This window comes from Streptomyces sp. NPDC042371, from assembly GCF_056437465.1.
On sequence record NZ_JBWKAP010000003.1, the window covers coordinates 795867 to 818776 of the forward strand.

Genomic DNA, 22910 nt, shown 5'->3' on the forward strand with positions numbered 1-22910 from the left:
CTTCGCCCCCGGCGCTGTGCGGTGCCGGGGGCGAAGTGTCCACGTACGAGTGGACGTATACGTGAAGGGTGTCAGCGCAGCTGCTCGTACGCCGGGAGGGTCAGGAAGTCCGCGTAGTCCGCGTCCAGGGAGACCTGGAGGAGGAGGTCGTGGGCCTGCTGCCACTTGCCGGACGCGAAGGCCTCGTCGCCGATCTCGGTGCGGATCGCGGTGAGCTCCTCGGCGGCGACCTTGCGGGCCAGGTCCGCCGTCGCCGTCACTGTCTCTCCGGCGTGCTCGAAGACGACGCCCGCGTTGATCCACTGCCAGATCTGCGAGCGCGAGATCTCCGCGGTGGCCGCGTCCTCCATGAGGTTGAAGATGGCGACGGCGCCCAGGCCCCGCAGCCAGGCCTCGATGTAGCGGATGCCGACCTGGACGGCGTTGACCAGGCCGTCGTAGGTGGGCTTCGCATCGAGGGAGTCGATGGCGATGAGGTCCCCGGGCGCGACCTTGACGTCCTCGCGCAGCCGGTCCTTCTGGTTCGGCTTCTCGCCGAGGACCGCGTCGAAGGACTTCATGGCGATCGGGACCAGGTCGGGGTGCGCGACCCACGAGCCGTCGAAGCCGTCGCCCGCCTCGCGGTCCTTGTCGTTCTTGACCTTCTCGAAGGCGACCTTGTTGACCTCCGCGTCCTTGCGGGACGGGATGAACGCGGCCATGCCGCCGATCGCGTGCGCACCGCGCTTGTGGCAGGTGCGGACGAGGAGTTCGGTGTACGCCCGCATGAAGGGGGCCGTCATCGTCACGAGGTTGCGGTCCGGCAGGACGAACTTCGAGCCGCCGTCACGGAAGTTCTTGACGATGGAGAAGAGGTAGTCCCAGCGTCCCGCGTTCAGGCCGGACGCGTGGTCGCGGAGCTCGTAGAGGATCTCCTCCATCTCGTACGCGGCCGTGATCGTTTCGATGAGGACCGTGGCGCGGACGGTGCCCTGCGGGATGCCGACGTAGTCCTGCGCGAAGACGAAGATGTCGTTCCAGAGGCGGGCCTCCAGGTACGACTCCGTCTTCGGGAGGTAGAAGTACGGGCCCTTGCCGAGCTCGATGAGGCGCTTGGCGTTGTGGAAGAAGTACAGGCCGAAGTCGACGAGCGCGCCGGGGACCGCCTGGCCGTCGACCTGGAGGTGACGCTCGTTCAGGTGCCAGCCGCGCGGCCGCATGACGACCGTCGCGAGCTCGTCGGCGCTCTTGAGCGCGTACGACTTGCCGGTGCGCTCGTCCGTGAAGTCGATGCGGAGCTCATAGGCGTCGATCAGGTTGAGCTGGCCGAGGATGACGTTCTCCCAGGTGGGAGCGGAGGCGTCCTCGAAGTCGGCGAGCCAGACCTTGGCGCCCGAGTTGAGGGCGTTGATGGTCATCTTGCGGTCGGTGGGGCCCGTGATCTCCACGCGGCGGTCGTTCAGCGCGGCCGGGGCCGGGGCGACCTTCCAGGAGTCGTCCTCGCGGACCGCGGCGGTCTCCGGGAGGAAGTCCAGGGTGGAGGTGCGGGCACTCGCCGAAAATTCTGCACGGCGCTCGGCACGCCGGGCGAGGAGCTCGTCACGCCGGGGGGTGAACAGCCGGTGCAGCTCCGCCACAAAGGCGAGGGCCGCGTCGGTGAGCACCTCTTCCTGCCGGGGCAGGGGCTCTGCGTCGACGATGGCCAGCGGCGACGGCGCTAGTGCGGACATGTCCTGTCACTTCCTTCAGAGAGCTGCACGGACGGTGCCGGGCGAGCCGCCGGGCAGACGCGGTGGCACTGGGTGCCACAGGGGCCGAGGTACGGCTTTGGGGCCCCGTCCGAGGTAACGGGCCTTCTGGTCAGTGGATACTAGTTTCCTTATGGTGGAAGTTCAATGGTTTGTTGACGTCGAGATTCTCTTCGTCGACAGAACATGGCGCTGAGTGCCATGCCGGTCACTCCACGTGGGCCGGGGCTCAGGAAGCCCCGGAGGCCGGGGTTCCGGGGCCGGACGGGAGGCCGGGGCCCGGCGCCAGGCGGGTCAGGTCCGCCGCCGTGTCGATGTCGTACGCCTCCGCGACGTCCCCGCATTCCACGAGCGTGATCTCGCCCGCGTGCTCCCGCAAGTAGTCGCGTGCCCCACGGTCGCCGACCGCACTCGCCCCGATCCCCGCCCAGTGCCCGTTCCCGAACAGGACGGGGTGACCCCGTTGCCCGTCGTAAGCAGCCGCGGCGAGCGTCTGGGGCGAGCGGTACGCGGCACGGACCCGCGCCGTCGCCGCCGCGCCGATCCCCGGCTGGTCGACCAGCGAGACCAGCGCGGCGGCCGCGCCCGTGCCCGCCATCGAGGCGAGACCGGCGCGGAGGGACGCGCCCATGCCCTCCTCCCACTCCGGGTTGTCGACCAGCACGCAGCCGGGGAGCGAGGCCCGCGCGCGCACGGCGTCGGCGGACGCGCCGATGACCACGTGCACCCGCGCGCAGCCTGCCTCGCGCAGCACCCGCACGGCGTGCTCCACGAGCGGCCGCCCCCCGTGCTCGAGCAGCGCTTTCGGCCGTCCGCCGAGACGCCGTCCGCCTCCCGCGGCGAGCAGCAGCCCGACGACCTCTCCTGCCCCGTAGGCCTCTCCCGCCCCGGCGGCCTGCGCGTTCCTCGGTTCTGTCGTCATGACTCCTGGATACACGAGATACCCGCCCCGACGGCGTGTGCGAAGTGGCGCATCCCGCATCAGGAACGGTTTACTGACCCGCGGCCCCCAGGTGCCCGACCAGCCTCTGGAGAGTCAGTGGAATTGCACGAGAACAGCCGTGCGACGGCGTGCGCAGGGGGAGCTGTGTTGCGGAGCGTGGAGCAGAGGCAAGTGACAGGGAGCGACGAGGACCCACGGGTGGCCGAACTGCGCGCCGCCGTAGCCCGGCTGCGCCGTGAGCTCGCCGCGCATCCGGCCGAGTTCACCGACCGCGGCATCGCCGAGGACGAGCTGGCCGCACTGGCGGAGATGGCGTACGGCGGCGCCCCCGAGATCCCCAGGATGCGCAGATCCCTGCTGCTCGTGGCGGGTGCGATCGGCTCGGTCAGCGCACTGGCGGCGGGGCTTGCGGCGGTGCGCATCGCGGTGGAGATGTTCGGCGAGCCCAGCGGCCGATAGGGCTGAGGAATCGGTTCTGCTGAGGAGCGGCGCGGAGGGCTGGGGGTCCAGTGGCTTGGTGCCCTACGCCACCCAGTGCCTGCGCACCGTGTCGTCGACCGTGGGCCGGAGGTCGCCCGACAGGGCGGTCGCCAGACGGCGCACGGCCTGCTCCGCGAGGTCCGCGGAGAGCGTGTACGGGATGCGCAGCCGGTGCTCGTGCGTCCCCGGGTCCGCCCCGAACCGGGAGCCGCCCTCGATCCGCACGCCCTGCGCCAGCACCGCGCGGGCCAGCGAGGACGCGATCGGCCGCCCCAGGTCCACCCAGAGCGAGAGCCCGCCAGGCGGCACCTGCCAACGCCACTCCGGCACATGACGGGCCAGCGACGCCGTAAGCGCCTCCCGCTGCGCCCGCAGCCGCGGCAGCCGCTCGCGCAGCACGTCGTCCATGCCGTGCAGCAGATGGAGCGCCACCAGCTGCTCGATGACGGGCGTCGCCATGTCGCTCGGCACCCGCTTCGTCGCCAGCTCGGTGATCAGCCTGGACCCGGCCCGCACCCAGCCGATCCGCAGGCCGCCCCAGTGCGTCTTACTCAACGACCCGACGGTGATGACCTGTTCGCCCGCGCCGTGCGGCGCGAGCGAGGCGAAGGGCGCGGGCGGCGGCCCGTCCAGCGCGATGTCGGCGTTGGTCTCGTCGATCAGCAGCCAGGTGCCGGTGGCGCGGGCCGTCTCCAGGATGCGCACCCGCTGCTCGCGCGGCATCAGGCTGCCCGTCGGGTTCTGGAAGTCCGGTACGAGATACGCGAGACGGGGCGCCGCCTGCCGGAGCGACGACTCGACGAGGCCCGCGTCCCACCCGTCCTCCGTGACCGGCACGGGCACCGCGCGCAGGCCCGCGCCGCGGATCGCGTCCAGGGCGTTCGGGTACGACGGGTTCTCGACCAGGACCCGGTCGCCCTGCCTGCCGAGGAGGGCCAGGGTCAGCGACAGCGCGTGCTGGGCGCCGGTGGTGATCAGGATCTGGTCGGGGAGGGTGGGCAGGCCGCGCCGCGTGAACCGCTCGGCGACCGCTGACCTCAACTCCGGGATGCCGTACGGGTGGTAGCCCGGCGTCGGCGCGTGCTCGGCCAGCATCGTGCCCGCCGCGGCGAGCGCCGCCCCGAGCTCCGCCTCCGGCGCGCCCGGCGCCGCCACCGCCAGGTCGAGGACGCCGTCGCCCGCCGGGAACGCCGCCACGCTCGACGGCCGCTGTCCCTGCGGCAGCTCGGTCCAGGTGCCCGCGCCGCGACGGCTGAGGGCGTAGCCGCCCTCACGCAGCACGTCGTACGCCGCCGTGACCGTGGCCCGGCTGACGGCCAGCGCCGAGGCCAGCTCGCGCTCGGCGGGGAGCCGGGTGTGCAGGGGGATGCGGCCGTCGAGCAGCAGGCGGCACACGCCGTGGGCGAGTGCGCGGTAGCCGGGGCGTTCGCCGACGGCGCCGGTCAGGAGGTGGGCCAGCTGACGGCTGCCCAGCCTCCTGTCCACTGCGTGGACCACATGTGCGTCTGCCATGCCAACTCCTGCCGATTGGCCCTGCTGCCCAGGCCAATCAGCGTACAGACTGCCGTTCGTAGCACTTCAGTCGGCTTGTTTGGCCTGGCTCGTGAGGCCCGGGGGAAGGAGCATCGATGCCGGAGCACGAAGCGGTGGTGGTGGGAGTCAGCGGTTCGCTCGCGAGCCTCGCGGCGTTGCGGGCCGGGGCGGAGCAGGCGCGGCGCGGGGGCCGTGTCCTTGTGGCGGTGCTCGCCTGGGAACCGCCGGAGGGGGAGGGGCTGTATCTGCGCCACCCGGATCCGCAGTGGGCGCGGCACTGGTGGACCGAGGCGCGGGCCCGCCTCGACCGTGCCTTCGACGAGGTCTTCGGCGGCGCGCCGCCCGGTGTCGTGTCCGAGCGCCGGGTGATCAGGGGGCGTCCCGGCCGCGTCCTGTGCGAGCTGGCGGCGCACCCCGACGACCTCCTGGTCCTCGGTGCGCGCCCCGGCAGACACCACACGACCCGCACCCACCGCTACGTCCACACCCACGCCACCTGCGCGGTCCTCACCGTCCCCGCGCCCCCGGCCCCGAAGGGCATGCGCCGCACCCTGCGGAGAATGACGACGGAGGACTTCGCCCTGGCGAACCACTAGCAGGGCAGAAAAAAGCCCCGCCGCGATAGCGGCGGGGCTGTCGTACTGCACGACTCACGACTCATGACTCAGGACTCACGGCTCAGGGCTCACGGCTCAGGAGCCCGGCCCCGCACTGGCGAGCGCCGCCGAAAGCTCCACCGCCACCTGCTGCAGCACCGGCACGATCTTGTCCGTAGCCGCCTCGGTCACCCGGCCCGCGGGGCCGGAGATGGAGATCGCCGCGGCCGTGGGCGAGTCTGGCACCGGCACGGCCAGGCACCGGACGCCGATCTCCTGCTCGTTGTCGTCCACCGCGTACCCCGTGCGGCGCACGTCTTCGAGTGCGTCGAGGAAGCCCTCGGGCGTGGTGATCGTCTTCTCCGTGGCGGCGGGCATCCCGGTGCGGGCGAGCAGCGCGCGGACCTCGTCCGGCGACGTGTTCGCGAGCAGCGCCTTGCCGACGCCCGTGGAGTGCGGGAGGACCCGGCGGCCGACCTCGGTGAACATCCGCATGGAGTGCTTGGACGGCACCTGCGCGACGTACACGATCTCGTCGCCGTCGAGGAGCGCCATGTTCGCGGTCTCGCCGGTCTCCTCGACGAGGCGGGCGAGGTAGGGCCTGGCCCAGGTGCCGAGCAGGCGGGAGGCGGATTCGCCGAGGCGGATCAGGCGGGGGCCGAGTGAGTAGCGGCGGTTGGTCTGCTGGCGTACGTATCCGCAGGCGACCAGCGTGCGCATGAGGCGGTGGATCGTGGGCAGCGGAAGGCCGCTGCTGGCAGAGAGTTCGCTGAGGCCGACCTCGCCCCCCGCGTCCGCCATCCGCTCGAGCAGATCGAAGGCGCGCTCGAGGGACTGGACGCCACCGCTCGCGGCGGGGGTCTTGGAGGCGGCGGTTTCAGCAGGGGCGTCGCTGGCGCTTGACGTCGGCACGGCGCGTTCCTTTCGGTGCTGGCGGGCAAGGAAGCAGCCTACCGGTCGGTTCTTCACGAGGGCTCTTGCTCGTCATGCCGTCGTCGCCGGTCAGGGGGCCTTTGTCCCCCTCTTCGCGGGGTTGTCCGCGAAGACTCAACGCTCGCGTTGTGCGTAGCTACGTTCTGGCAAGTGGAATTCTAATTCCACGTTGTGGAAACGTCCAGTCCGGGTCGGATTCGCCGCCCGGCGCGACGGGGTGCTGAAGCACACCCTTGACGCCATGAGAGCGAGCGTGAAAACTTCTTCAACAGAACGTTGAATTCCGTTAAGCGGAAACAAAAGGTCTGTGTAGCGGAACAGAAGAGAGGGGACGCGGGTGTCCGAAAAGGACGTGGACGTGGACGCGACGGCGGGCGCGGATGTGGAACTGGTGCTCCGCTCGACCCGCGTCATCACCCCGGAGAGCACCCGGGCCGCATCGGTCGCCGTGTCCGGCGGGAAGATCGTGGCCGTCGAGGCGTACGACGCCGAAGTGCCGGACGGCGCACGCCTCGAAGACTTCGGCGACGACGCCCTGCTGCCCGGCCTGGTCGACACCCACGTCCATGTGAACGACCCGGGCCGCACGGAGTGGGAGGGCTTCTGGACCGCCACCCGCGCCGCGGCCGCCGGTGGCATCACCACCCTCGTCGACATGCCGCTCAACTCCCTGCCGCCGACGACGACGGTGGACAACCTGCGCACCAAGAAGGACGTCGCCCGCACCAAGGCGCACATCGACGTCGGCTTCTGGGGCGGCGCGCTCCCCGACAACGTCCAGGATCTCAAGCCGCTGCACGACGCGGGCGTCTTCGGGTTCAAGTGCTTCCTCTCGCCCTCGGGCGTCGACGAGTTCCCCGAGCTGAACCAGGACCAGCTCACCGCCTCCATGGCCGAGATCGCCGGATTCGGCGGGCTCCTGATCGTGCACGCGGAGGACCCGCACGAGCTGGACGCCGCCCCGCACACGAGCGGCCCCAAGTACGCGGACTACCTCCAGACGCGGCCCCGCATCTCCGAGGACACGGCGATCGAAGGCCTCATCGCCGTCGCCAAGCGGATCGGCGCGCGCGTCCACGTCCTGCACCTGTCCTCCTCCGACGCGCTGCCGCTCGTCGCCGCCGCCAAGCGCGAGGGCGTCGAGCTGACCGTCGAGACCTGCCCGCACTACCTCACCCTGACCGCCGAGGAAGTCCCGGACGGCGCCAGCGAGTTCAAGTGCTGCCCGCCCATCCGCGAGGCGGGCAACCAGGACCTGCTGTGGGAGGCGCTCGCCGACGGCACCGTCGACTGCGTGGTCACCGACCACTCGCCCTCCACCGCCGACCTGAAGACCGACGACTTCGCGACCGCGTGGGGCGGCATCTCCGGGCTCCAGCTGAGCCTGCCCGCCGTCTGGACCGAGGCCAGGAAGCGCGGTCACTCCCTCGACGACGTGGTGCGCTGGATGTCCACGCGCACCGCACAGCTGGTCGGACTCGGCCAGAAGGGCGCCATCGAAGTCGGCCGCGACGCCGACTTCGCGGTCCTCGCGCCCGACGAGACCTTCACCGTGGACCCCGCGGAGCTGCAGCACCGGAACCGAGTCACGGCGTACGCGGGAAAGACCCTCAGCGGCGTCGTGAAGTCCACCTGGCTGCGCGGCGAACGCATCCTGCACGGCGGCGAGTTCAGTGAACCCGCAGGCCGCCTTCTGGAAAGGAACAACTGAAACAGTGACGGCGCAGCATATATCCCCTGTGGCTTCCTTCACCGGCGACGCGAGCCCCTACGGCGGCGGCGAGCCCTACGCCGACTACCGCACGGCCGACTTCCCCTTCACCCAGTACGCCAACCTCGCCGACCGGCAGCTCGGCGCCGGTGTGATCGCCGCCAACGACGAGTTCTTCGCGATGCGCGAGAACCTGCTCCTCGCCCACCCCGCCGTGTTCGACCCCGAGCACTTCGGCCACAAGGGCAAGGTCATGGACGGCTGGGAGACCCGCCGTCGGCGCGGTGTCTCGGCCGAGCACCCGTGGCCCACCGCGGACGACCACGACTGGGCGCTCGTCCGGCTCGGCGCGCCCGGTGTCATCCGCGGCATCGTCATCGACACCGCGCACTTCCGCGGCAACTACCCGCAGGCCGTCTCCGTGGAGGGCACCAGCGTCGACGGTTCGCCGACGCCCGAGGAGCTCTGCGCCGACGACGTGAAGTGGACGACCATCGTCCCGCGCACGCCCGTCGGCGGCCACGCCGCGAACGGCTTCGCCGTCGACATCGAGCAGCGCTTCACGCACCTGCGCGTCAACCAGCACCCCGACGGCGGCATCGCCCGCCTCCGTGTGTACGGCGAGGTCGTCGCCGACCCCGCGTGGCTCGCCGCGCTCGGCACGTTCGACGTCGTCGCCCTGGAGAACGGCGGCCAGGTCGAGGACGCGTCCGACCGCTTCTACTCCCCGGCCACCAACACCATCCAGCCGGGCCGCTCCCGCAAGATGGACGACGGCTGGGAGACCCGCCGTCGCCGCGACACCGGCAACGACTGGATCCGCTACCAGCTGGTGCAGCAGTCCGAGATCCGCTCGGTGGAGATCGACACCGCCTACCTCAAGGGCAACTCGGCCGGATGGGCCGCCCTTTCGGTACGCGACGGCGAGTCGGGCGAGTGGGTCGAGGCCCTGCCCCGCACCCGCCTGCAGCCCGACACCAACCACCGCTTCGTCCTGCCCACACCGGCCGTCGGCACGCACGTCCGCGTCGACATCTTCCCGGACGGCGGCATCTCCCGCCTCCGCCTGTTCGGTTCCCTGACCGAAGACGGCGCAGCCAAGCTGGCGGCCCGCCACCAGGAGCTGGGCGGCTGACCCGCCCCCGCTGAACGTGGGGCGCGCCGGGTGGACAGCCCCGGCGCGCCTCGCACCCATGCCCGGACCTGGCCCGGATCCGTCAGGCGGCGTGACCGCCGTCCACCGACAGTTCGGTGCCCGTGATGTACGCCGCGTCGTCCCCGGCGAGATAGCCGACCAGGGATGCCACCTCGGTGGCCGAGCCGAAGCGGCCGAGGGCGGTCATGGCGCTCTGGGCGTCGGCGAAGGGGCCGTTCGCCGGGTTCATGTCCGTGTCGATCGGGCCCGGCTGGACGAGGTTCGCCGTGATCCTGCGGCCGCCCAACTCCCGTGCCAGCGCCTTGTTGAGGCCGATCAGCGCGGCCTTGCTCGTCGCGTACAGCGTGCCGCCGGGGCCGGGGACGCGCTGGGCCATGCAACTGCCGATGGTGATGATCCGGCCGCCGTCGCGGAGCCGGGCGGCCGCCGTCTGGGAGGCCAGAAAGACCCCTCGTACGTTCACGGCCAGGACCCGGTCGATGTCGGCGAGCGACAGATCGGTGACGGGGCCGAGGACGCCGATCCCCGCGTTGTTCACCAGGATGTCCAGGCCGCCCAGGTCGTCGGCGGCGCGGTCCACCGCACCGGCCGCGTCCCCGGCGTCCGCGGCGTCCGCCTTGATGGCGAAGGCGCGCTGCCCCATGGCCTGGATCTTCGTGACCACCTCGTTCGCGGCCGCCTCGCCGTGGACGTAGGTGATGGCCACGTCCGCGCCCTCCTGGGCGAGCCGCAGCGCGATCGCCGCGCCCATGCCGCGGCTGCCGCCGGTGACCAGAGCCGTCCTGCCGGTGAGAGAAGACATTTCAGAACCTTTCGCTTCATCACTAAGTGCTTGCGGGTTCAATGAAAGTCGTCCGGTGGGGGTGGAGGCTGGCGGCAATCGGACACGTAAATCCTTGCCGAGGTTCCGGCGGGGCCGGTTACGGTGTGCCCTCCGCGTGCGAGCCGCCGAAGGTCCTTCATCCGGTCGCCCGGATGAAGGGCCGTCGTCGGTTGGTTAACTCCCGGAAAATTTCACCAACTTGACATTGACACGCCAACCTCTACGCGCGTCACACTGGACCCATGCGAATCCCCCCACGAATCGTCAGCATCACCGCCCTGGCCGCCGCCCTCCTCATCGGCGGCCCTGTCGCGGCCACGGCGAGCGCCGCCCCGGCCGCCCCGGTCACCTCTGCCGCCGCCGTCTCCGTCTCGCACTCCATCACCGCGGTCGGTGAGGTCTGCTACTCCAAGCTGCCCTCCCAGGCGCACGACACCCTCGACCTGATCAAGGCGGGCGGCCCCTACCCGTACCCGCAGGACGGCACCGTCTTCCAGAACCGTGAGGGCGAGCTGCCGAAGCAGAGCGCCAGCTACTACCACGAGTACACGGTCGTCACGCCGGGCTCCGACGACCGCGGCGCCCGCCGCATCGTCACCGGCGAGAAGAGCCAGGAGGACTACTACACGGCCGACCACTACGCGTCGTTCGACCTGGTCGACCACGGCTGCTGAGCCGACGGACCCGGTCAGTCGGTCCGCAGGCTCCGCACCGCGGCGAACAGCGCGCAGCCCAGCACGATCAGGGCCACGCTCGCGTACGTCTCGAGGCCGTCGAGGAACCCGAGGCGCTGCACCAGGCCCCAGCCGCGCAGCTCACCGGTGAGCCTGTGGACCAGGCCGACACCGCCCTGGAACAGCAGGGCCACACCGAGAAACTCCAGTAGCTGCTTCATGGAAAGATCCTCGCCCCGCACTTTCCCCGCGGACATCCGCCGCGAGGCGAGGATCTTCCCCGCGGACGGGTCCGAAAGTCGGGGACCTGCGCGACTTTGGTAGACGATCACGTGTGAGGAGCGTCCGCGACCGCCTGCGGTGCGTAGATTTGTCGACCATGAGCGGCACGAGCGGCACTGATCCCACGCGACGGCGCGAGCACGAGCCCACGCCCCTGAGCAGCCCCCTGGCCCGGAGACCGTGGATGCTGCCCTCCGCCGTCGCCAGGGAGTTCGACCCGAGCCGCGTGGGGCGCAAGTCGCGGCGGACCGTCCGCGACTGGATCGCCGACTTCACCTGCTTCCTCGCCGCCGTCCTCATCGGGATGCTCGGCGCCGACGCGGTCGCCGACAACCCGCACATCGCCCAGGGCTACGCGGAGTTCGACCAGGTGCTCGGCGCGCTCGCCTGTGCCGCGGTCTGGCTGCGCAGGCGCTGGCCCGTCGGCCTCGCCCTCGTGATGGTGCCGGTCTCGGTGGCCTCCGACACGGCGGGCGGCGCGGCGGCGGTGGCCCTCTTCACCCTCGCCGTGCACCGGCCGTTCCGGTACGTCGCCTGGATCGGCGGCGCCTCGATCGCCGTGGTACCCCTCACGTTCTGGCTGCGCCCTGACCCCGGCATGTCCTACGGGATCGCCATCGCCTTCGGTGTGCTCCTGACCGGCACGGTCATCGGCTGGGGCATGTTCGTGCGCTCCCGCCGCGAGCTCCTGCTCAGCCTGCGCGACCGTGCCGTCCGCGCCGAGAACGAGGCCGCGCTCCGCGCCGAGCAGGCCCAGCGGCTCGCCCGCGAGGACATCGCCCGCGAGATGCACGACGTCCTCGCCCACCGCCTCACCCTGCTCAGCGTCCACGCAGGCGCCCTGGAGTTCCGCCCCGACGCGCCCCGCGAGGAGATCGTCCGGGCGGCGGGCGTCATCCGGGAGAGCTCCCACGAGGCGCTGCAGGACCTGCGCCAGGTGATCGGCGTCCTGCGCGGCGGCGAGGCGGACGCCTCAGGGCGCCCGCAGCCCACCCTCGCCGCCCTGGACACCCTGGTCGCCGAGTCCCGGGACGCGGGCATGAAGGTCGTCATCGCCAACCACGTCGCCGACCCCGACGCCGTGCCCGCCGCCCTGGGCCGCACCGCCTACCGCATCGCCCAGGAAGGCCTGACCAACGCCCGCAAACACGCCCCCGGCGCCGAGGTGACCGTCACCGTCACGGGCGCCCCCGGCGAGGGCCTGACCGTGTCCGTTCGCAATCCCGCACCACCCGGCCCCGTGCCCGAGGTGCCCGGCTCGGGGCAGGGCCTGATCGGGCTCGCCGAGCGGGCCTCGCTCGCGGGCGGCAGGCTCGGCCACGAAGCCGGGCCCGACGGCGGGTTCCACCTGGAGGCCTGGCTACCGTGGGCGTCATGAAAACGATCAAGCTGCTCCTCGTCGACGACGATCCGCTGGTGCGGGCAGGGCTCTCCTTCATGCTCGGCGGCGCCGACGACATCGAGATCGTGGGCGAGGCGGGCGACGGCACCGAGGTCGCCCCGCTGGTCGGCGAACTCCGGCCCGACGTCGTCCTGATGGACATCCGCATGCCCACGATGGACGGCCTCGCCGCCACGGAGGCCCTGCGCAAGCGTCCCGGCGCCCCCGAGGTCATCGTCCTCACCACGTTCCACGCCGACGGGCAGGTGCTGCGTGCCCTGCGCGCGGGCGCGGCCGGGTTCGTCCTCAAGGACACCGCGCCCGCCGAGATCGTCGCGGCGGTGCGCGCGGTGGCCGCGGGGGAGCCGGTGCTCTCGCCGACGGTGACCCAGCAGCTGATCACGCAGGTGACCGGCGTCGACCCCCAACTCGACCGCAGGCGGCGGGCGCTGGACCGGCTTGCGGCGCTGGGGGAGCGGGAGCGGGAGGTGGCCGTCGCGGTCGGCCGCGGTGGGTCCAACGCGGACATCGCGGCCCAGCTGTTCCTGAGCATCGCCACGGTCAAGGCGCACGTGTCGAGGATCCTGACGAAGCTGGACCTCAACAACCGCGTGCAGATCGCCCTGTTGGCGCACGATGCGGGACTCCTTGATCAGGACAGCTGATCAGGACAGCTGATCAAGAAGGCTGATAAGGGCGGTTATGGGGAACCGATCACCGCGACCGGCACGTTGGCCACATGAGCCCCCGGAGGAGACCACATGGCGGAGAGCATCGACCTGGTGACGTACGGCGCGAGATTCAGAGAGGACCCGCATTCCGTCTACGCGGACCTGCGCGCCCTGGGACCCGTCCACCGCGTCCGCCTGCCACCCCCGGAGGACATCGGCGACACCTATCTGGTGGTGGGGTACGACGAGTGCAGAACCGCGCTCCGCGAGCCCCGCTTCGCCAAGTCCGCCGCGGCCGCGGGCTTCGCCTTCCACGAGGAAGAGCTGATCGGCACGCATCTGCTGATAGCCGACCCGCCCCAGCACACCCGGCTGCGCAGCCTCGTCACCCGGGAGTTCACCGCACGCCGGGTCGAGGCCCTGCGGCCCCGCATCCAGCGCATCACGGACGACCTCCTCGACGAGATGCTCGTCCACGGCGAGTCGGCCGGGACGCGACGGGCCGACCTGTTCGAGGCGCTCGCCTTCCAACTGCCGATCACCGTCATCTGCGAGCTGCTCGGCGTCCCCGACATCGACCGCGCCGCCTTCCGCCGCATGTCGAACGGCGTGGTGGCGTCGCCGACCCAGGAGGCCGAGCGCGCCGCCTTCGAGGAGCTGGCGGCGTATCTCGCCGAACTGGTCGAGGACAAGCGGTCGTCGGCCCCGGGCGGCGATCTGCTGAGCGCACTGATCCGCACCACGGGGGACGAGGACGGCGACCGCCTCTCCACCAGCGAGCTGCGCGCCATGGCCTTCGTGCTGCTGATCGCGGGACACGAGACGACGGTCAACCTGATCGCCAACGCCGTGCACGCCCTGTTCACCCACCCCGACCAACTGGCCGCGCTGCGCGCCGACATGTCCCTCCTCGACGGCGCCATCGAGGAAGCCCTGCGCTATGAGGGCCCGGTGGAGAGCGCGACGTACCGCTTCGCGACCGAGCCCACCGAGCTCGGCGGCATCGTGATACCCACCGGTGCCGTGGTCCGGATCGGTCTCGCCGCGGCCGACCGGGACCCCGACCGCTTCCCCGAGCCCGACCGCTTCGACATCCGCCGCGCCCCGCAGGGCCACATGGCCTTCGGACACGGCCTGCACCACTGCCTGGGCGCCCCGTTGGCCCGGGTCGAGGCGAAGATCGCGCTCGGTTCGCTCCTGGAGCGCTGCCCCGACCTCGCGCCGGACGGGCCGCCGGGGGAGTGGCTGCCGGGGACTCTGATCAGGGGGATGCGGCAGCTTCCCGTCCGGTGGTAGTAGTCGGGCATGACCGAGCCCTGGACCGAGCCGTTGCCCGCGCAGCCCACCGACCAGCACCCCGCCGATCACCAGCCCATCGATCACCAGCCCATCGATCAGCCGCCGCAGGACCTGCCCGACCCCCTGGACCTCGCCATGGCCCAGAAGGTCCTGGAGGCCCAGCCGTTCAGCCGTCTCGTCCGGGCCCGCGTGACGCGGTTCGGCGAGGGCGCGGCCACGCTGGAGATCGGCATCCGTGAGGAGCTCCACCAGCAGAACGGCTTCCTGCACGGCGGTGTTCTCGCCTACGCGGCGGACAACAGCATCACGTTCGCCGCGGGCACGACGCTCGGCCCCGCCGTGCTGACCTCCGGCTTCTCCATCCAGTACGTACGTCCCGCGACCGGCGTGGCCCTCGTGGCGCGCGCCGCCGTCGTCCACTCGGGCCGCCGTCAGGCGGTGGTCCGGTGCGAGCTGTCCGCGGTCGGTGAGGAGGGCACCGAGACGCTGTGCGCGATCGCGCAGGGCACGGTGCTCTCCACGGCCTGAGGATCAGTAGCTCAGTAGCTCAGTACGAGGAGGTCTCCTCGGAGATCTCCGCCATCCGTACCGGCCGCCGCTCCCGCCGCGACCGCTCGCACGCCTCCGCGATCCGCAGCGCGTGCAGCGCCTCGCGGCCGTCGCAGGGGTTCGCCCGCGCGCCCCGGACGACCTCGACGAAGGCGGCTAGCTCCGCCTCGTACGCGGGGGCGAAGCGCTCCAGGAAACCGGGCCAGGGCTTGACCGGCGCGGGCGGGCCCGCCGGTTCCACGGAGGTGAGCGGCGTCCGTTCGTCCATGCCGACCGCCAACTGGTCGAGCTCCCCGGCCAGTTCCATGCGGACGTCGTACCCCGCGCCGTTGCGGCGCGTCGCGGTGGCCGTGGCGAGCGTGCCGTCGTCGAGGGTGAGCACCGCGGCCGCCGTGTCGACGTCGCCCGCGTCGCGGAACATCGCGGGTCCCGCGTCGGAGCCGGTCGCGTACACCTCCGTGACCTCGCGTCCCGTCACCCACCGCAGGATGTCGAAGTCGTGGACCAGGCAGTCGCGGTAGAGACCGCCGGAGAGCGGCAGATACGCGGCCGGGGGCGGCGCCGGGTCCGAGGTGATCGCCCGCACGGTGTGCAGCCGCCCGAGCCTGCCCGCGCGCACCGCCTCCCGCGCCGCCGCGTACCCCGCGTCGAAGCGCCGCTGGAAGCCGAGCTGCAGCACCGTCCCCGCGGCCTCGACCTCGGCGAGGGCGGCCAGCGTGCCCGGCAGGTCCAGGGCGATGGGTTTCTCGCAGAACACCGGGAGTCCCGCCCGCGCCGCCCTGCCGATGAGCTCCGCGTGCGCCGAGGTCGCCGCCGTGATCACCACCGCGTCCACCCCCGCGGCGAAGACCTCGTCCACCGAGGACACCGCCGTCGCCCCGGTCCGCGCCGCGAGGGCGGTCGCCCGCGCGGTGTCGGCGTCGGCGATCACCAGGGACGTCACGTCGGGATGGTGGCTGAGGGCTGCCGAGTGAAAAGTGCCGATACGGCCCGTTCCGATCAGTCCGATGCGCATGGACCCACCCTCGCGACGCCGGACCGCCCTGTCAATCCTTTGTCCGGACAACAGAACTTAAGAACTTCCCGTCATCATCTCCTGGGACTACGCTCGCCACGTGTCCAAACCAGTCGCCAAAGCAGCTCAGGACAAGCCGGTCCAGGACCCCACGGTGGACCTCCGGCTCGGCGTCGACCGCACCAGCCCCGTCCCGCTCTACTTCCAGCTGGCCCAGCAGCTCGAAGCGGCCATCGAGCGCGGCGCCCTGACCCCGGGCAGCCTCCTCGGCAACGAGATCGAGCTCGCGGGGCGGCTCGGCCTGTCCAGGCCCACGGTGCGCCAGGCCATCCAGTCCCTCGTCGACAAGGGCCTGCTCGTGCGGCGCCGCGGCGTCGGCACCCAGGTCGTGCACAGCCAGGTCAAGCGCCCCCTGGAGCTCAGCAGCCTCTACGACGACCTGGAGGCCGCGGGCCAGCGCCCCGAGACCCGCGTCCTGCGCACCACCCTGGAGCCCGCGACCGCCGAGGTCGCGGCGGCGCTCGGGGTCGCCGAGGGCGACGAGGTGCACCTGGTCGAGCGGCTCCGGCTCGCGCACGGCGAGCCCATGGCCCACCTGTGCAACCACCTCCCCACCGGCCTCCTCGACCTCGACTCCGCACGCCTGGAGGCCACCGGGCTCTACCGCCTGATGCGCGCGGCGGGCCTCACCCTGCACAGCGCGCGCCAGTCCGTCGGCGCCCGCGCCGCCACCGCGGAGGAGGCGGAGCTGCTCGCCGAGCCGGTCGGCGCCCCGCTGCTCACGATGCGGCGCACCACCTTCGACGACACGGGACGGGCCGTCGAGTTCGGCTCGCACGTCTACCGCGCCTCGCGCTACTCCTTCGAGTTCCAGCTCCTCGTACGACCGTAGGCAGCCCCTCGTACACGCACCCGGGCGTAAGAATGTTCTGACAAAGCCATTGACGCTCCCGCGCGCCCCCCGCTAGAACTCCTCCAGCCGCACCGAGGCGGCCGGAGGAGGGGTGGTCCACCATGCGCACATCCCGCACGGCTCTGCGTACATCCCGCACGACCCTGCGTGCATCCCGCACGGCGAGGGGCGTCACGGCCTGCCTGGCGGTGATCGCACTCGCGGCCGGCTGCAGCGGCTCCGGCGGCAAGGACGACGAGGACAAGTCCGGGGACGGCGGCGGTGGCGGCACGGGCGTGGACACGCCCCGCCTCAAGATCGCGATGGTCACGCACTCGGGCGAGGGCGACACCTTCTGGGACATCGTCCGCAGCGGCGCCAAACAGGCCGCCCGCAAGGACAACGTCCAGTTCCTCTACGCCAACGACAAGGAGGCCAAGGGCCAGGCCGAGCTCGTCCAGTCCTTCGTCGACAAGAAGGTCGACGGGATCGTCGTCACCCTGGCCAAGCCCGAGGCCATGCGGGCCGTGCTCGGCAAGGCGGAGGCCGCCGGGATCCCGGTCGTCACGATCAACTCGGGCGGCGAGTACTCCGCGAAGTTCGGCGCGCTCAGCCACATCGGCCAGGACGAGTCCGTGGCGGGCGAGGCCGTCGGCGACGAGCTCGACAAGCGCGGCAGGAAGAAGGTGCTCTGCGTCATCCACGAGCAGGGCAACGTCTCGCTGGAACAGCGCTGCGCAGGGGTCAAGAAGAGCTTCGGCGGGTCGGTCGAGAACCTGAACGTCGAGGGGACCAACGCGCCCGCCTCCCAGTCCTCCATCAGCGCCAAGCTCCAGGCCACCAAGGACATCGACGCGGTGGTCACCCTCGGCGCGCCCATCGCCGCGTACTCGGTGCAGGCCAAGGAGGATACGGACAGCGAGGCCGAGGTCGACACCTTCGACCTGAACGCCGAGGTCGTGAAGAGGCTCAAGGCCAAGGAGGTCGGCTTCGCCGTCGACCAGCAGCCCTACCTGCAGGGTTACCTCTCCGTCGACGAGCTGTGGCTCTACAAGACCAACGCCAACGTGCTGGGAGGCGGCAAGCCCGTCCTCACCGGACCCGCCATCGTCACCGGGAAGGACGTGCCGAAGCTGGAGAAGTACACCGCACGCGGTACGCGATGAACACTCGCGGTACCCGATGAACACACGCGTGATCCGCGTGGTCGATACTTGGGCGGCTGGGGCCGGGGATCCGGACCGGCCGCACAGAGCAGCAGAGCAAGAAGGGCACGGCGTCGTGGCAAGGGTGAAGACAGGGGTACGTACGGTGGGCGCCGTGCTGGTGGCGGTGCTCGGGGTGACCGCGGGGCTCACCGGATGCAGCAGCACCGGCGGCAAACGCGCGGAGGACGCCCGCAAGGCGGCGACCGCCCAGGGGAAGGCCGCGGTGAGCACGCCGCGCTGGACCTTCGGCATGGTGACCCACTCGGGCGACGGCGACACCTTCTGGGACATCGTCCAGAGCGGTGCCAAGGAGGCCGCCCGCAAGGACAACATCAACTTCTTGTACGCCCATGACGACGAGGCCCAGCAGCAGGCCCAGCTCGTGGACTCCTACATCGACAAGAAGGTCGACGGGATCATCGTCACGCTGGCCAAGCCGGACGCGATGAAGGGCGCCCTGGCCCGCGCCGAGAAGGCCGGGATTCCGGTGATCACCGTGAACTCGGGGTCGGCCGAGTCCAAGAAGTTCGGCGCGCTCACCCACATCGGCCAGGACGAGACGATCGCGGGCGAGGCCGTCGGCGAGGAGCTCAACAAGCGCGGCAAGAAGAAGGCGCTCTGCATCCTGCACGAGCAGGGCAACGTCGGCCACGAGCAGCGCTGCGAAGGCGCCAAGAAGACCTTCGACGGCAAGATCCAGAACCTGTACGTGACCGGCACCAACATGCCCGACGTGCAGTCCTCCATCGAGGCCCGGCTGCAGACCGACAAGGCGATCGACGCCGTCGTCACGCTCGGCGCGCCCTTCGCGGACACCGCCGTGAAGGCCGCGGACAGCGCGGGCAGCAAGGCGGAGGTCGACACCTTCGACCTGAACGAGAAGGTCGCGGCCGGGCTCAAGTCCGGCGACCTCGGCTTCGCCGTCGACCAGCAGCCCTACCTCCAGGGCTACCAGGCCATCGACCTGCTCTGGCTGTACAAGTACAACGCCGACGTCCTCGGCGGCGGCCGTCCCGTCCTGACGGGACCGCAGATCATCACCAAGGACCAGGCCGCCGAGCTGGAGGAATACGCGAAGCGAGGAACCCGATGACCGCGACAGCACCGGCGCCGTCCCCGGGCGCCAAGACCGACGAGCGCCTCGTCAGGACCTCGCCGCTGAAGAAGCTGATGGGCCGCCCCGAGCTCGGCTCGGTCGTCGGCGCCATCGCCGTGTTCATCTTCTTCTCGTTCGTCGCGGACAGCTTCCTGCAGGCCAACAGCCTCGCGACGGTCCTGTACGCCGCATCGACCCTCGGCATCATGGCGGTGCCGGTGGCCCTGCTGATGATCGGCGGCGAGTTCGACCTGTCGGCGGGCGTCCTCGTGACGACCTCCGCCCTGGTCTCCTCGATGTTCAGCTACCAGATGACGGCGAACGTCTGGGTCGGCGTCGGCGTCTCGCTGCTCGTCACCCTCGCCATCGGCGTCTTCAACGGCGTGATGCTGACCCGCACGGACCCGCCGAGCTTCATCATCACGCTCGGCACGTTCCTGATGCTGACCGGCATGAACCTCGGCTTCACGAAGATGATCAGCGGCACGGTCTCCACCAAGTCGATCTCCGACATGGAGGGCTTCTCCTCCGCCAAGGAGGTCTTCGCCTCGACGATCCCGATCGGCGGCGTCGACTTCAAGGTCACGATCCTCTGGTGGCTCGCCCTGATCGTGGTCGCCACCTGGATCCTGCTGCGCACCCGCGTCGGCAACTGGATCTTCGCGGTCGGCGGCGGCGAGGACGCGGCCCGCGCGGTCGGCGTCCCGGTCGCCAAGACCAAGATCGGCCTCTACATGGGCGTCGCGTTCGGCGCCTGGATCTCCGGCCAGCACCTGCTGTTCTCGTACGACACCGTGCAGTCCGGCGAGGGCGTCGGCAACGAACTGATCTACATCGTCGCGGCCGTCATCGGCGGCTGCCTCATCACCGGCGGCTACGGCTCCGCGGTCGGTGCGGCCGTCGGCGCGCTGATCTTCGGCATGGTCAGCAAGGGCATCGTGTTCGCCGAGTGGAACTCGGACTGGTTCAAGTTCTTCCTCGGCGTGATGCTGCTGCTTGCCACCCTGCTCAACCACTGGGTCCGCAAGCGGGCGGAGGCGACGAAGTGACCACGGACATGACGAAGACCGACGCGGTCCCCGCGGACGAGGGCGGGCGCACGCCGCTCGTCGAGCTCGACGACGTCAGCAAGTACTACGGCAACATCCGCGCCCTCGAAGGCGTCTCCCTCGAAGTGCACGCGGGGGAGATCTCCTGCGTGCTCGGCGACAACGGCGCGGGCAAGTCGACCCTGATCAAGATCATCGCGGGGCTGCACAGGAACGACGCGGGACGCTTCACGATCGAGGGCGAGGAGGCGCGGCTCGCCAACCCGCGCGACGCGCTGGACCGGGGCATCGCCACGGTCTACCAGGACCTCGCCGTGGTCCCCCTGATGCCGGTCTGGCGCAACTTCTTCCTCGGCTCCGAGCCGACGAAGGGCGTGGGCCCCTTCCGCCGCATGGACGTCGACCTCATGCGCGAGACGACCCATGCGGAACTGCTCCGCATGGGCATCGACCTGCGGGACGTGGACCAGCCCATCGGCACGCTCTCGGGCGGCGAGCGCCAGTGCGTGGCCATCGCCCGCGCCGTCCACTTCGGCGCGAAGGTCCTCGTCCTGGACGAGCCGACCGCCGCGCTCGGCGTCAAGCAGTCCGGTGTCGTCCTGAAGTACGTGGCGGCGGCGCGGGACGCGGGCCTGGGCGTGGTCCTGATCACCCACAACCCGCACCACGCGTACCTGGTCGGCGACCGGTTCGTCCTCCTGAAGCGCGGCACGATGTCCGGCAGCTACACCCGCGACGACATCACCCTCGACGAACTGACCCGCCAGATGGCGGGCGGCAGCGAACTGGACGACCTCCGTCACGAGCTGGAGGGCCGGGGCCCGGCCTGACGGCCGGGACCCGCTTTTAGGGGCGCGGGGAACTGCGCGACCAGCCCACGAAAAGCCGCAGACGCGTCTGCGGGGCGACCGAGCAGACGCGGCTGCGTGTCTGCCGTGGCTGGTCGCGCAGTTCCCCGCGCCCCTGGGCTACCCGGCCCGGGGTCACCGGGAACAGTGCCCCCACGCCCGGGGTCCCGTGTGCGCGCCCCCGCGAGCGTGAGGCAGAATCGCCGCAATGAGCACCTACCGCGACCTCGCGCACCGCGGCTCCGCACGAGCCACCGTCCTGCGGACCGTGGGCACCCGCGAACGCCGATCGCACCTCACGGCGCCCCGCGTCAACACCGTCGGCATCGACATCGGCGGCACCAAGGTGATGGCGGGCGTCGTCGACCCCGACGGGAACATCCTGGAGACCCTCCGCACGGAGACCCCGGACAAGTCCAAGAGCCCCAAGGTCGTCGAGGACACCATCGTCGAGCTGGTCCTCGACCTCTCCGACCGGCACGACGTGCACGCCGTCGGCATCGGCGCCGCGGGCTGGGTCGACGCGGACCGCAACCGCGTGCTCTTCGCCCCGCACCTGTCCTGGCGGAACGAGCCCCTGCGGGACCGCATCTCGGGCCGCCTGGCCGTCCCCGTCATGGTCGACAACGACGCGAACACCGCCGCCTGGGCGGAGTGGCGCTTCGGCGCGGGCCGCGGCGAGGACCACCTGGTCATGATCACCCTCGGCACCGGCATCGGCGGCGCGATCCTGGAGGACGGCCAGGTCAAGCGCGGCAAGTTCGGCGTGGCCGGAGAGTTCGGCCATATGCAGGTCGTCCCCGGCGGCCACCGCTGCCCGTGCGGCAACCGCGGCTGCTGGGAGCAGTACAGCTCGGGGAACGCGCTGGTCAGGGAGGCCCGCGAGCTCGCCGCCGCCGACTCCCCGGTCGCGTACGGCATCATCGAGCGCGTGAAGGGCAACGTCCCCGACATCACGGGACCGCTCATCACCGAGCTGGCCCGCGAGGGCGACGCCATGTGCGTCGAGCTCCTCCAGGACATCGGCCAGTGGCTCGGCGTCGGCATCGCGAACCTCGCCGCCGCCCTCGACCCCTCCTGCTTCGTGATCGGCGGTGGCGTCAGCGCCGCCGACGACCTCCTGATCGGCCCGGCCCGCGACGCCTTCCGCCGTCACCTGACCGGCCGCGGCTACCGCCCCGAGGCCCGCATCGCCCGCGCCCAGCTCGGCCCCGAGGCGGGCATGGTGGGCGCCGCCGACCTGTCCCGCCTCGTCGCCCGCCGCTTCCGCCGCGCCAACCGGCGCCGCGTGGAGCGCTACGAACGCTATGAGCGCTACGCAGAGGCGCGCCGCACCAACGACCGCACATCCCAGGGAACCCAGTAGATGACCGTGCCACGCCAGCCCTCGTCCCCGGACCAGCCCGGTGCCCCCGAGCCGTCGGAGCGGGAGGGGGGCAAGGCCCGCAAGACCGAGGACCGCAGCCACATGATCCGCCGCCGGTGGCTGACGGCGATCATCATCGTGCTGCTCATCGGCGTGCCCGCCGGATATCTGGTGATCTCCGCGAACCAGAGCCGCAACAGCGGCCGCGACAAGGAGGACAAGTACTCCGCGACGGGCCTCACCGAGGGCTGGCCCTCCAAGGTGCAGCGCCGTCTGTACGACGTGCCGGTCCAGCCGTACTCGGAGGAGGTCGCCTACTACGAGACGAACAACTGGCGCACCAGCCGTCTCTACGTACAGTTCCTCACCAGCAACGCGGGCCTGCAGCGGTTCCTCAAGCAGATCGGCACCAGCGAGAGCGCCCTGAAGGCGGACGACATCACCATCAGCAAGCGCGACCAGAAGGTCGTCGGCTGGGAGTTCACGGGCCCCGGCCCCTGGTACGGCCTCACCCACGAGCACAAGGACCCGGCGCCGACGCTGGACGTGGTCGTGGACCGCTCGAACGCGCAGCATCCGATGATTTACGTCGTGTCGACGACGACGCCGTGAAATCGCCCGGCCGATTGTGAAGATGGCGGCGATCACCCGGTGTGCCGCCGCCGGGCCTCCTACCGT

General features: G+C 71.2%; 23 protein-coding genes. 16 read left to right on the forward strand and 7 right to left on the reverse strand.

The window, feature by feature from the left end:
* Positions 1–71: 71 nt before the first annotated feature.
* Positions 72–1709, reverse strand: coding sequence for a malate synthase A (aceB, locus tag AC068B_RS12895; RefSeq protein WP_478671187.1), 1638 nt, complete (start codon positions 1707–1709; stop codon positions 72–74).
* Positions 1710–1956: 247 nt separating this feature from the next.
* The gene (locus AC068B_RS12900; RefSeq protein ID WP_478671188.1) at positions 1957–2649 is read right to left on the reverse strand and encodes a nucleotidyltransferase family protein; all 693 of its coding nucleotides are present in this window, start codon (positions 2647–2649) and stop codon (positions 1957–1959) included.
* A gap of 165 nt (positions 2650–2814) precedes the next feature.
* Here AC068B_RS12900 and AC068B_RS12905 point away from each other — a divergent pair, with 165 nt between their 5' ends.
* Positions 2815–3129: a DUF5955 family protein gene (locus AC068B_RS12905; protein ID WP_478671191.1), complete on the forward strand. Its 315-nt coding sequence runs from the start codon at positions 2815–2817 to the stop codon at positions 3127–3129.
* Positions 3130–3192: 63 nt separating this feature from the next.
* Here AC068B_RS12905 and yczR read toward each other — a convergent pair whose 3' ends face one another.
* Positions 3193–4662, reverse strand: a complete 1470-nt coding sequence (gene yczR / locus AC068B_RS12910) for a MocR-like transcription factor YczR (RefSeq protein WP_478671192.1) — start codon at positions 4660–4662, stop codon at positions 3193–3195.
* Between the two features lie 116 nt (positions 4663–4778).
* Between yczR and AC068B_RS12915 the strand changes: the two genes are divergently transcribed.
* Entirely contained in the window at positions 4779–5279 is a 501-nt protein-coding gene (locus AC068B_RS12915; RefSeq protein ID WP_478671193.1) for a universal stress protein, read from the forward strand.
* 96 nt (positions 5280–5375) lie between these two features.
* On the opposite strand, the gene AC068B_RS12920 is transcribed toward AC068B_RS12915, so the two are convergent.
* Positions 5376–6191 carry an IclR family transcriptional regulator gene (locus AC068B_RS12920; RefSeq protein ID WP_478671195.1) on the reverse strand — a complete coding sequence of 272 codons (816 nt, stop codon included), beginning with the start codon at positions 6189–6191 and terminating at the stop codon, positions 5376–5378.
* A 358-nt stretch (positions 6192–6549) separates the two neighbouring features.
* Between AC068B_RS12920 and allB the strand changes: the two genes are divergently transcribed.
* Entirely contained in the window at positions 6550–7923 is a 1374-nt protein-coding gene (allB, locus tag AC068B_RS12925) for an allantoinase AllB (RefSeq protein WP_478671196.1), read from the forward strand.
* Positions 7924–7951: 28 nt separating this feature from the next.
* Positions 7952–9058: an allantoicase gene (gene alc, locus AC068B_RS12930; RefSeq protein ID WP_478671197.1), complete on the forward strand. Its 1107-nt coding sequence runs from the start codon at positions 7952–7954 to the stop codon at positions 9056–9058.
* An 82-nt stretch (positions 9059–9140) separates the two neighbouring features.
* Here alc and AC068B_RS12935 read toward each other — a convergent pair whose 3' ends face one another.
* A complete protein-coding gene (locus tag AC068B_RS12935; protein ID WP_478671200.1) occupies positions 9141–9881 on the reverse strand; it encodes an SDR family oxidoreductase in 741 nt (246 codons plus the stop codon).
* A 263-nt stretch (positions 9882–10144) separates the two neighbouring features.
* On the opposite strand from AC068B_RS12935, the gene AC068B_RS12940 reads away from it, so the two are divergent.
* On the forward strand, positions 10145–10576 hold the full coding sequence (locus tag AC068B_RS12940) for a ribonuclease (RefSeq protein ID WP_478671201.1): 432 nt from the start codon (positions 10145–10147) through the stop codon (positions 10574–10576).
* A 14-nt stretch (positions 10577–10590) separates the two neighbouring features.
* Here the strand turns inward: AC068B_RS12940 and AC068B_RS12945 are convergent, their stop codons facing one another.
* Positions 10591–10797, reverse strand: coding sequence for a hypothetical protein (locus AC068B_RS12945; protein WP_478671202.1), 207 nt, complete (start codon positions 10795–10797; stop codon positions 10591–10593).
* A gap of 245 nt (positions 10798–11042) precedes the next feature.
* Between AC068B_RS12945 and AC068B_RS12950 the strand changes: the two genes are divergently transcribed.
* The 4 genes from AC068B_RS12950 (at position 11043) to AC068B_RS12965 (ending at position 14737) form a co-directional block, all read left to right on the forward strand.
* A complete protein-coding gene (locus AC068B_RS12950; RefSeq protein ID WP_478671308.1) occupies positions 11043–12236 on the forward strand; it encodes a sensor histidine kinase in 1194 nt (397 codons plus the stop codon).
* A complete protein-coding gene (locus tag AC068B_RS12955) occupies positions 12233–12904 on the forward strand; it encodes a response regulator transcription factor (RefSeq protein WP_478671205.1) in 672 nt (223 codons plus the stop codon). Before AC068B_RS12950 ends, AC068B_RS12955 begins: the two co-directional genes overlap by 4 nt.
* Positions 12905–13000: 96 nt before the next feature.
* The gene (locus AC068B_RS12960) at positions 13001–14206 is read left to right on the forward strand and encodes a cytochrome P450 family protein (RefSeq protein ID WP_478671206.1); all 1206 of its coding nucleotides are present in this window, start codon (positions 13001–13003) and stop codon (positions 14204–14206) included.
* A 138-nt stretch (positions 14207–14344) separates the two neighbouring features.
* Entirely contained in the window at positions 14345–14737 is a 393-nt protein-coding gene (locus tag AC068B_RS12965; RefSeq protein ID WP_478671310.1) for a PaaI family thioesterase, read from the forward strand.
* A gap of 19 nt (positions 14738–14756) precedes the next feature.
* Here the strand turns inward: AC068B_RS12965 and AC068B_RS12970 are convergent, their stop codons facing one another.
* On the reverse strand, positions 14757–15773 hold the full coding sequence (locus AC068B_RS12970; protein WP_478671208.1) for a Gfo/Idh/MocA family protein: 1017 nt from the start codon (positions 15771–15773) through the stop codon (positions 14757–14759).
* A 154-nt stretch (positions 15774–15927) separates the two neighbouring features.
* Here AC068B_RS12970 and AC068B_RS12975 point away from each other — a divergent pair, with 154 nt between their 5' ends.
* From AC068B_RS12975 to AC068B_RS13005, 7 genes are all read left to right on the forward strand, one after another.
* A complete protein-coding gene (locus AC068B_RS12975) occupies positions 15928–16665 on the forward strand; it encodes a GntR family transcriptional regulator (RefSeq protein ID WP_478671312.1) in 738 nt (245 codons plus the stop codon).
* 122 nt (positions 16666–16787) lie between these two features.
* On the forward strand, positions 16788–17831 hold the full coding sequence (locus tag AC068B_RS12980) for a sugar ABC transporter substrate-binding protein (RefSeq protein WP_478671210.1): 1044 nt from the start codon (positions 16788–16790) through the stop codon (positions 17829–17831).
* A 115-nt stretch (positions 17832–17946) separates the two neighbouring features.
* Positions 17947–18966, forward strand: coding sequence for a sugar ABC transporter substrate-binding protein (locus AC068B_RS12985; protein ID WP_478671211.1), 1020 nt, complete (start codon positions 17947–17949; stop codon positions 18964–18966).
* On the forward strand, positions 18963–20018 hold the full coding sequence (locus AC068B_RS12990; RefSeq protein WP_478671213.1) for an ABC transporter permease: 1056 nt from the start codon (positions 18963–18965) through the stop codon (positions 20016–20018). Before AC068B_RS12985 ends, AC068B_RS12990 begins: the two co-directional genes overlap by 4 nt.
* Positions 20019–20026: 8 nt before the next feature.
* Positions 20027–20848 carry an ATP-binding cassette domain-containing protein gene (locus AC068B_RS12995; RefSeq protein WP_478671215.1) on the forward strand — a complete coding sequence of 274 codons (822 nt, stop codon included), beginning with the start codon at positions 20027–20029 and terminating at the stop codon, positions 20846–20848.
* 226 nt (positions 20849–21074) lie between these two features.
* Positions 21075–22232, forward strand: coding sequence for an ROK family glucokinase (locus AC068B_RS13000; protein ID WP_356248777.1), 1158 nt, complete (start codon positions 21075–21077; stop codon positions 22230–22232).
* The gene (locus AC068B_RS13005; RefSeq protein WP_478671217.1) at positions 22233–22844 is read left to right on the forward strand and encodes a sugar kinase; all 612 of its coding nucleotides are present in this window, start codon (positions 22233–22235) and stop codon (positions 22842–22844) included.
* The last annotated feature ends 66 nt before the right edge of the window (positions 22845–22910 follow it).

Bases quoted from the DNA above. Each gene is read 5' to 3' on its own strand.
- yczR (WP_478671192.1), bottom strand. From the start codon at position 4,662: ATGGCAGACGCACATGTGGTCCACGCAGTGGACAGGAGGCTGGGCAGC.
- AC068B_RS12935 (WP_478671200.1), bottom strand. From the start codon at position 9,881: ATGTCTTCTCTCACCGGCAGGACGGCTCTGGTCACCGGCGGCAGCCGC.
- AC068B_RS13005 (WP_478671217.1), top strand. From the start codon at position 22,233: ATGACCGTGCCACGCCAGCCCTCGTCCCCGGACCAGCCCGGTGCCCCC.
- AC068B_RS12990 (WP_478671213.1), top strand. From the start codon at position 18,963: ATGACCGCGACAGCACCGGCGCCGTCCCCGGGCGCCAAGACCGACGAG.
- AC068B_RS12970 (WP_478671208.1), bottom strand. From the start codon at position 15,773: ATGCGCATCGGACTGATCGGAACGGGCCGTATCGGCACTTTTCACTCG.
- AC068B_RS12980 (WP_478671210.1), top strand. From the start codon at position 16,788: ATGCGCACATCCCGCACGGCTCTGCGTACATCCCGCACGACCCTGCGT.
- AC068B_RS12950 (WP_478671308.1), top strand. From the start codon at position 11,043: ATGCTGCCCTCCGCCGTCGCCAGGGAGTTCGACCCGAGCCGCGTGGGG.
- AC068B_RS12960 (WP_478671206.1), top strand. From the start codon at position 13,001: ATGGCGGAGAGCATCGACCTGGTGACGTACGGCGCGAGATTCAGAGAG.
- aceB (WP_478671187.1), bottom strand. From the start codon at position 1,709: ATGTCCGCACTAGCGCCGTCGCCGCTGGCCATCGTCGACGCAGAGCCC.
- AC068B_RS12915 (WP_478671193.1), top strand. From the start codon at position 4,779: ATGCCGGAGCACGAAGCGGTGGTGGTGGGAGTCAGCGGTTCGCTCGCG.
- AC068B_RS13000 (WP_356248777.1), top strand. From the start codon at position 21,075: ATGAGCACCTACCGCGACCTCGCGCACCGCGGCTCCGCACGAGCCACC.
- AC068B_RS12940 (WP_478671201.1), top strand. From the start codon at position 10,145: ATGCGAATCCCCCCACGAATCGTCAGCATCACCGCCCTGGCCGCCGCC.
- AC068B_RS12955 (WP_478671205.1), top strand. From the start codon at position 12,233: ATGAAAACGATCAAGCTGCTCCTCGTCGACGACGATCCGCTGGTGCGG.
- AC068B_RS12995 (WP_478671215.1), top strand. From the start codon at position 20,027: ATGACGAAGACCGACGCGGTCCCCGCGGACGAGGGCGGGCGCACGCCG.
- AC068B_RS12965 (WP_478671310.1), top strand. From the start codon at position 14,345: ATGGCCCAGAAGGTCCTGGAGGCCCAGCCGTTCAGCCGTCTCGTCCGG.
- AC068B_RS12945 (WP_478671202.1), bottom strand. From the start codon at position 10,797: ATGAAGCAGCTACTGGAGTTTCTCGGTGTGGCCCTGCTGTTCCAGGGC.
- AC068B_RS12900 (WP_478671188.1), bottom strand. From the start codon at position 2,649: ATGACGACAGAACCGAGGAACGCGCAGGCCGCCGGGGCGGGAGAGGCC.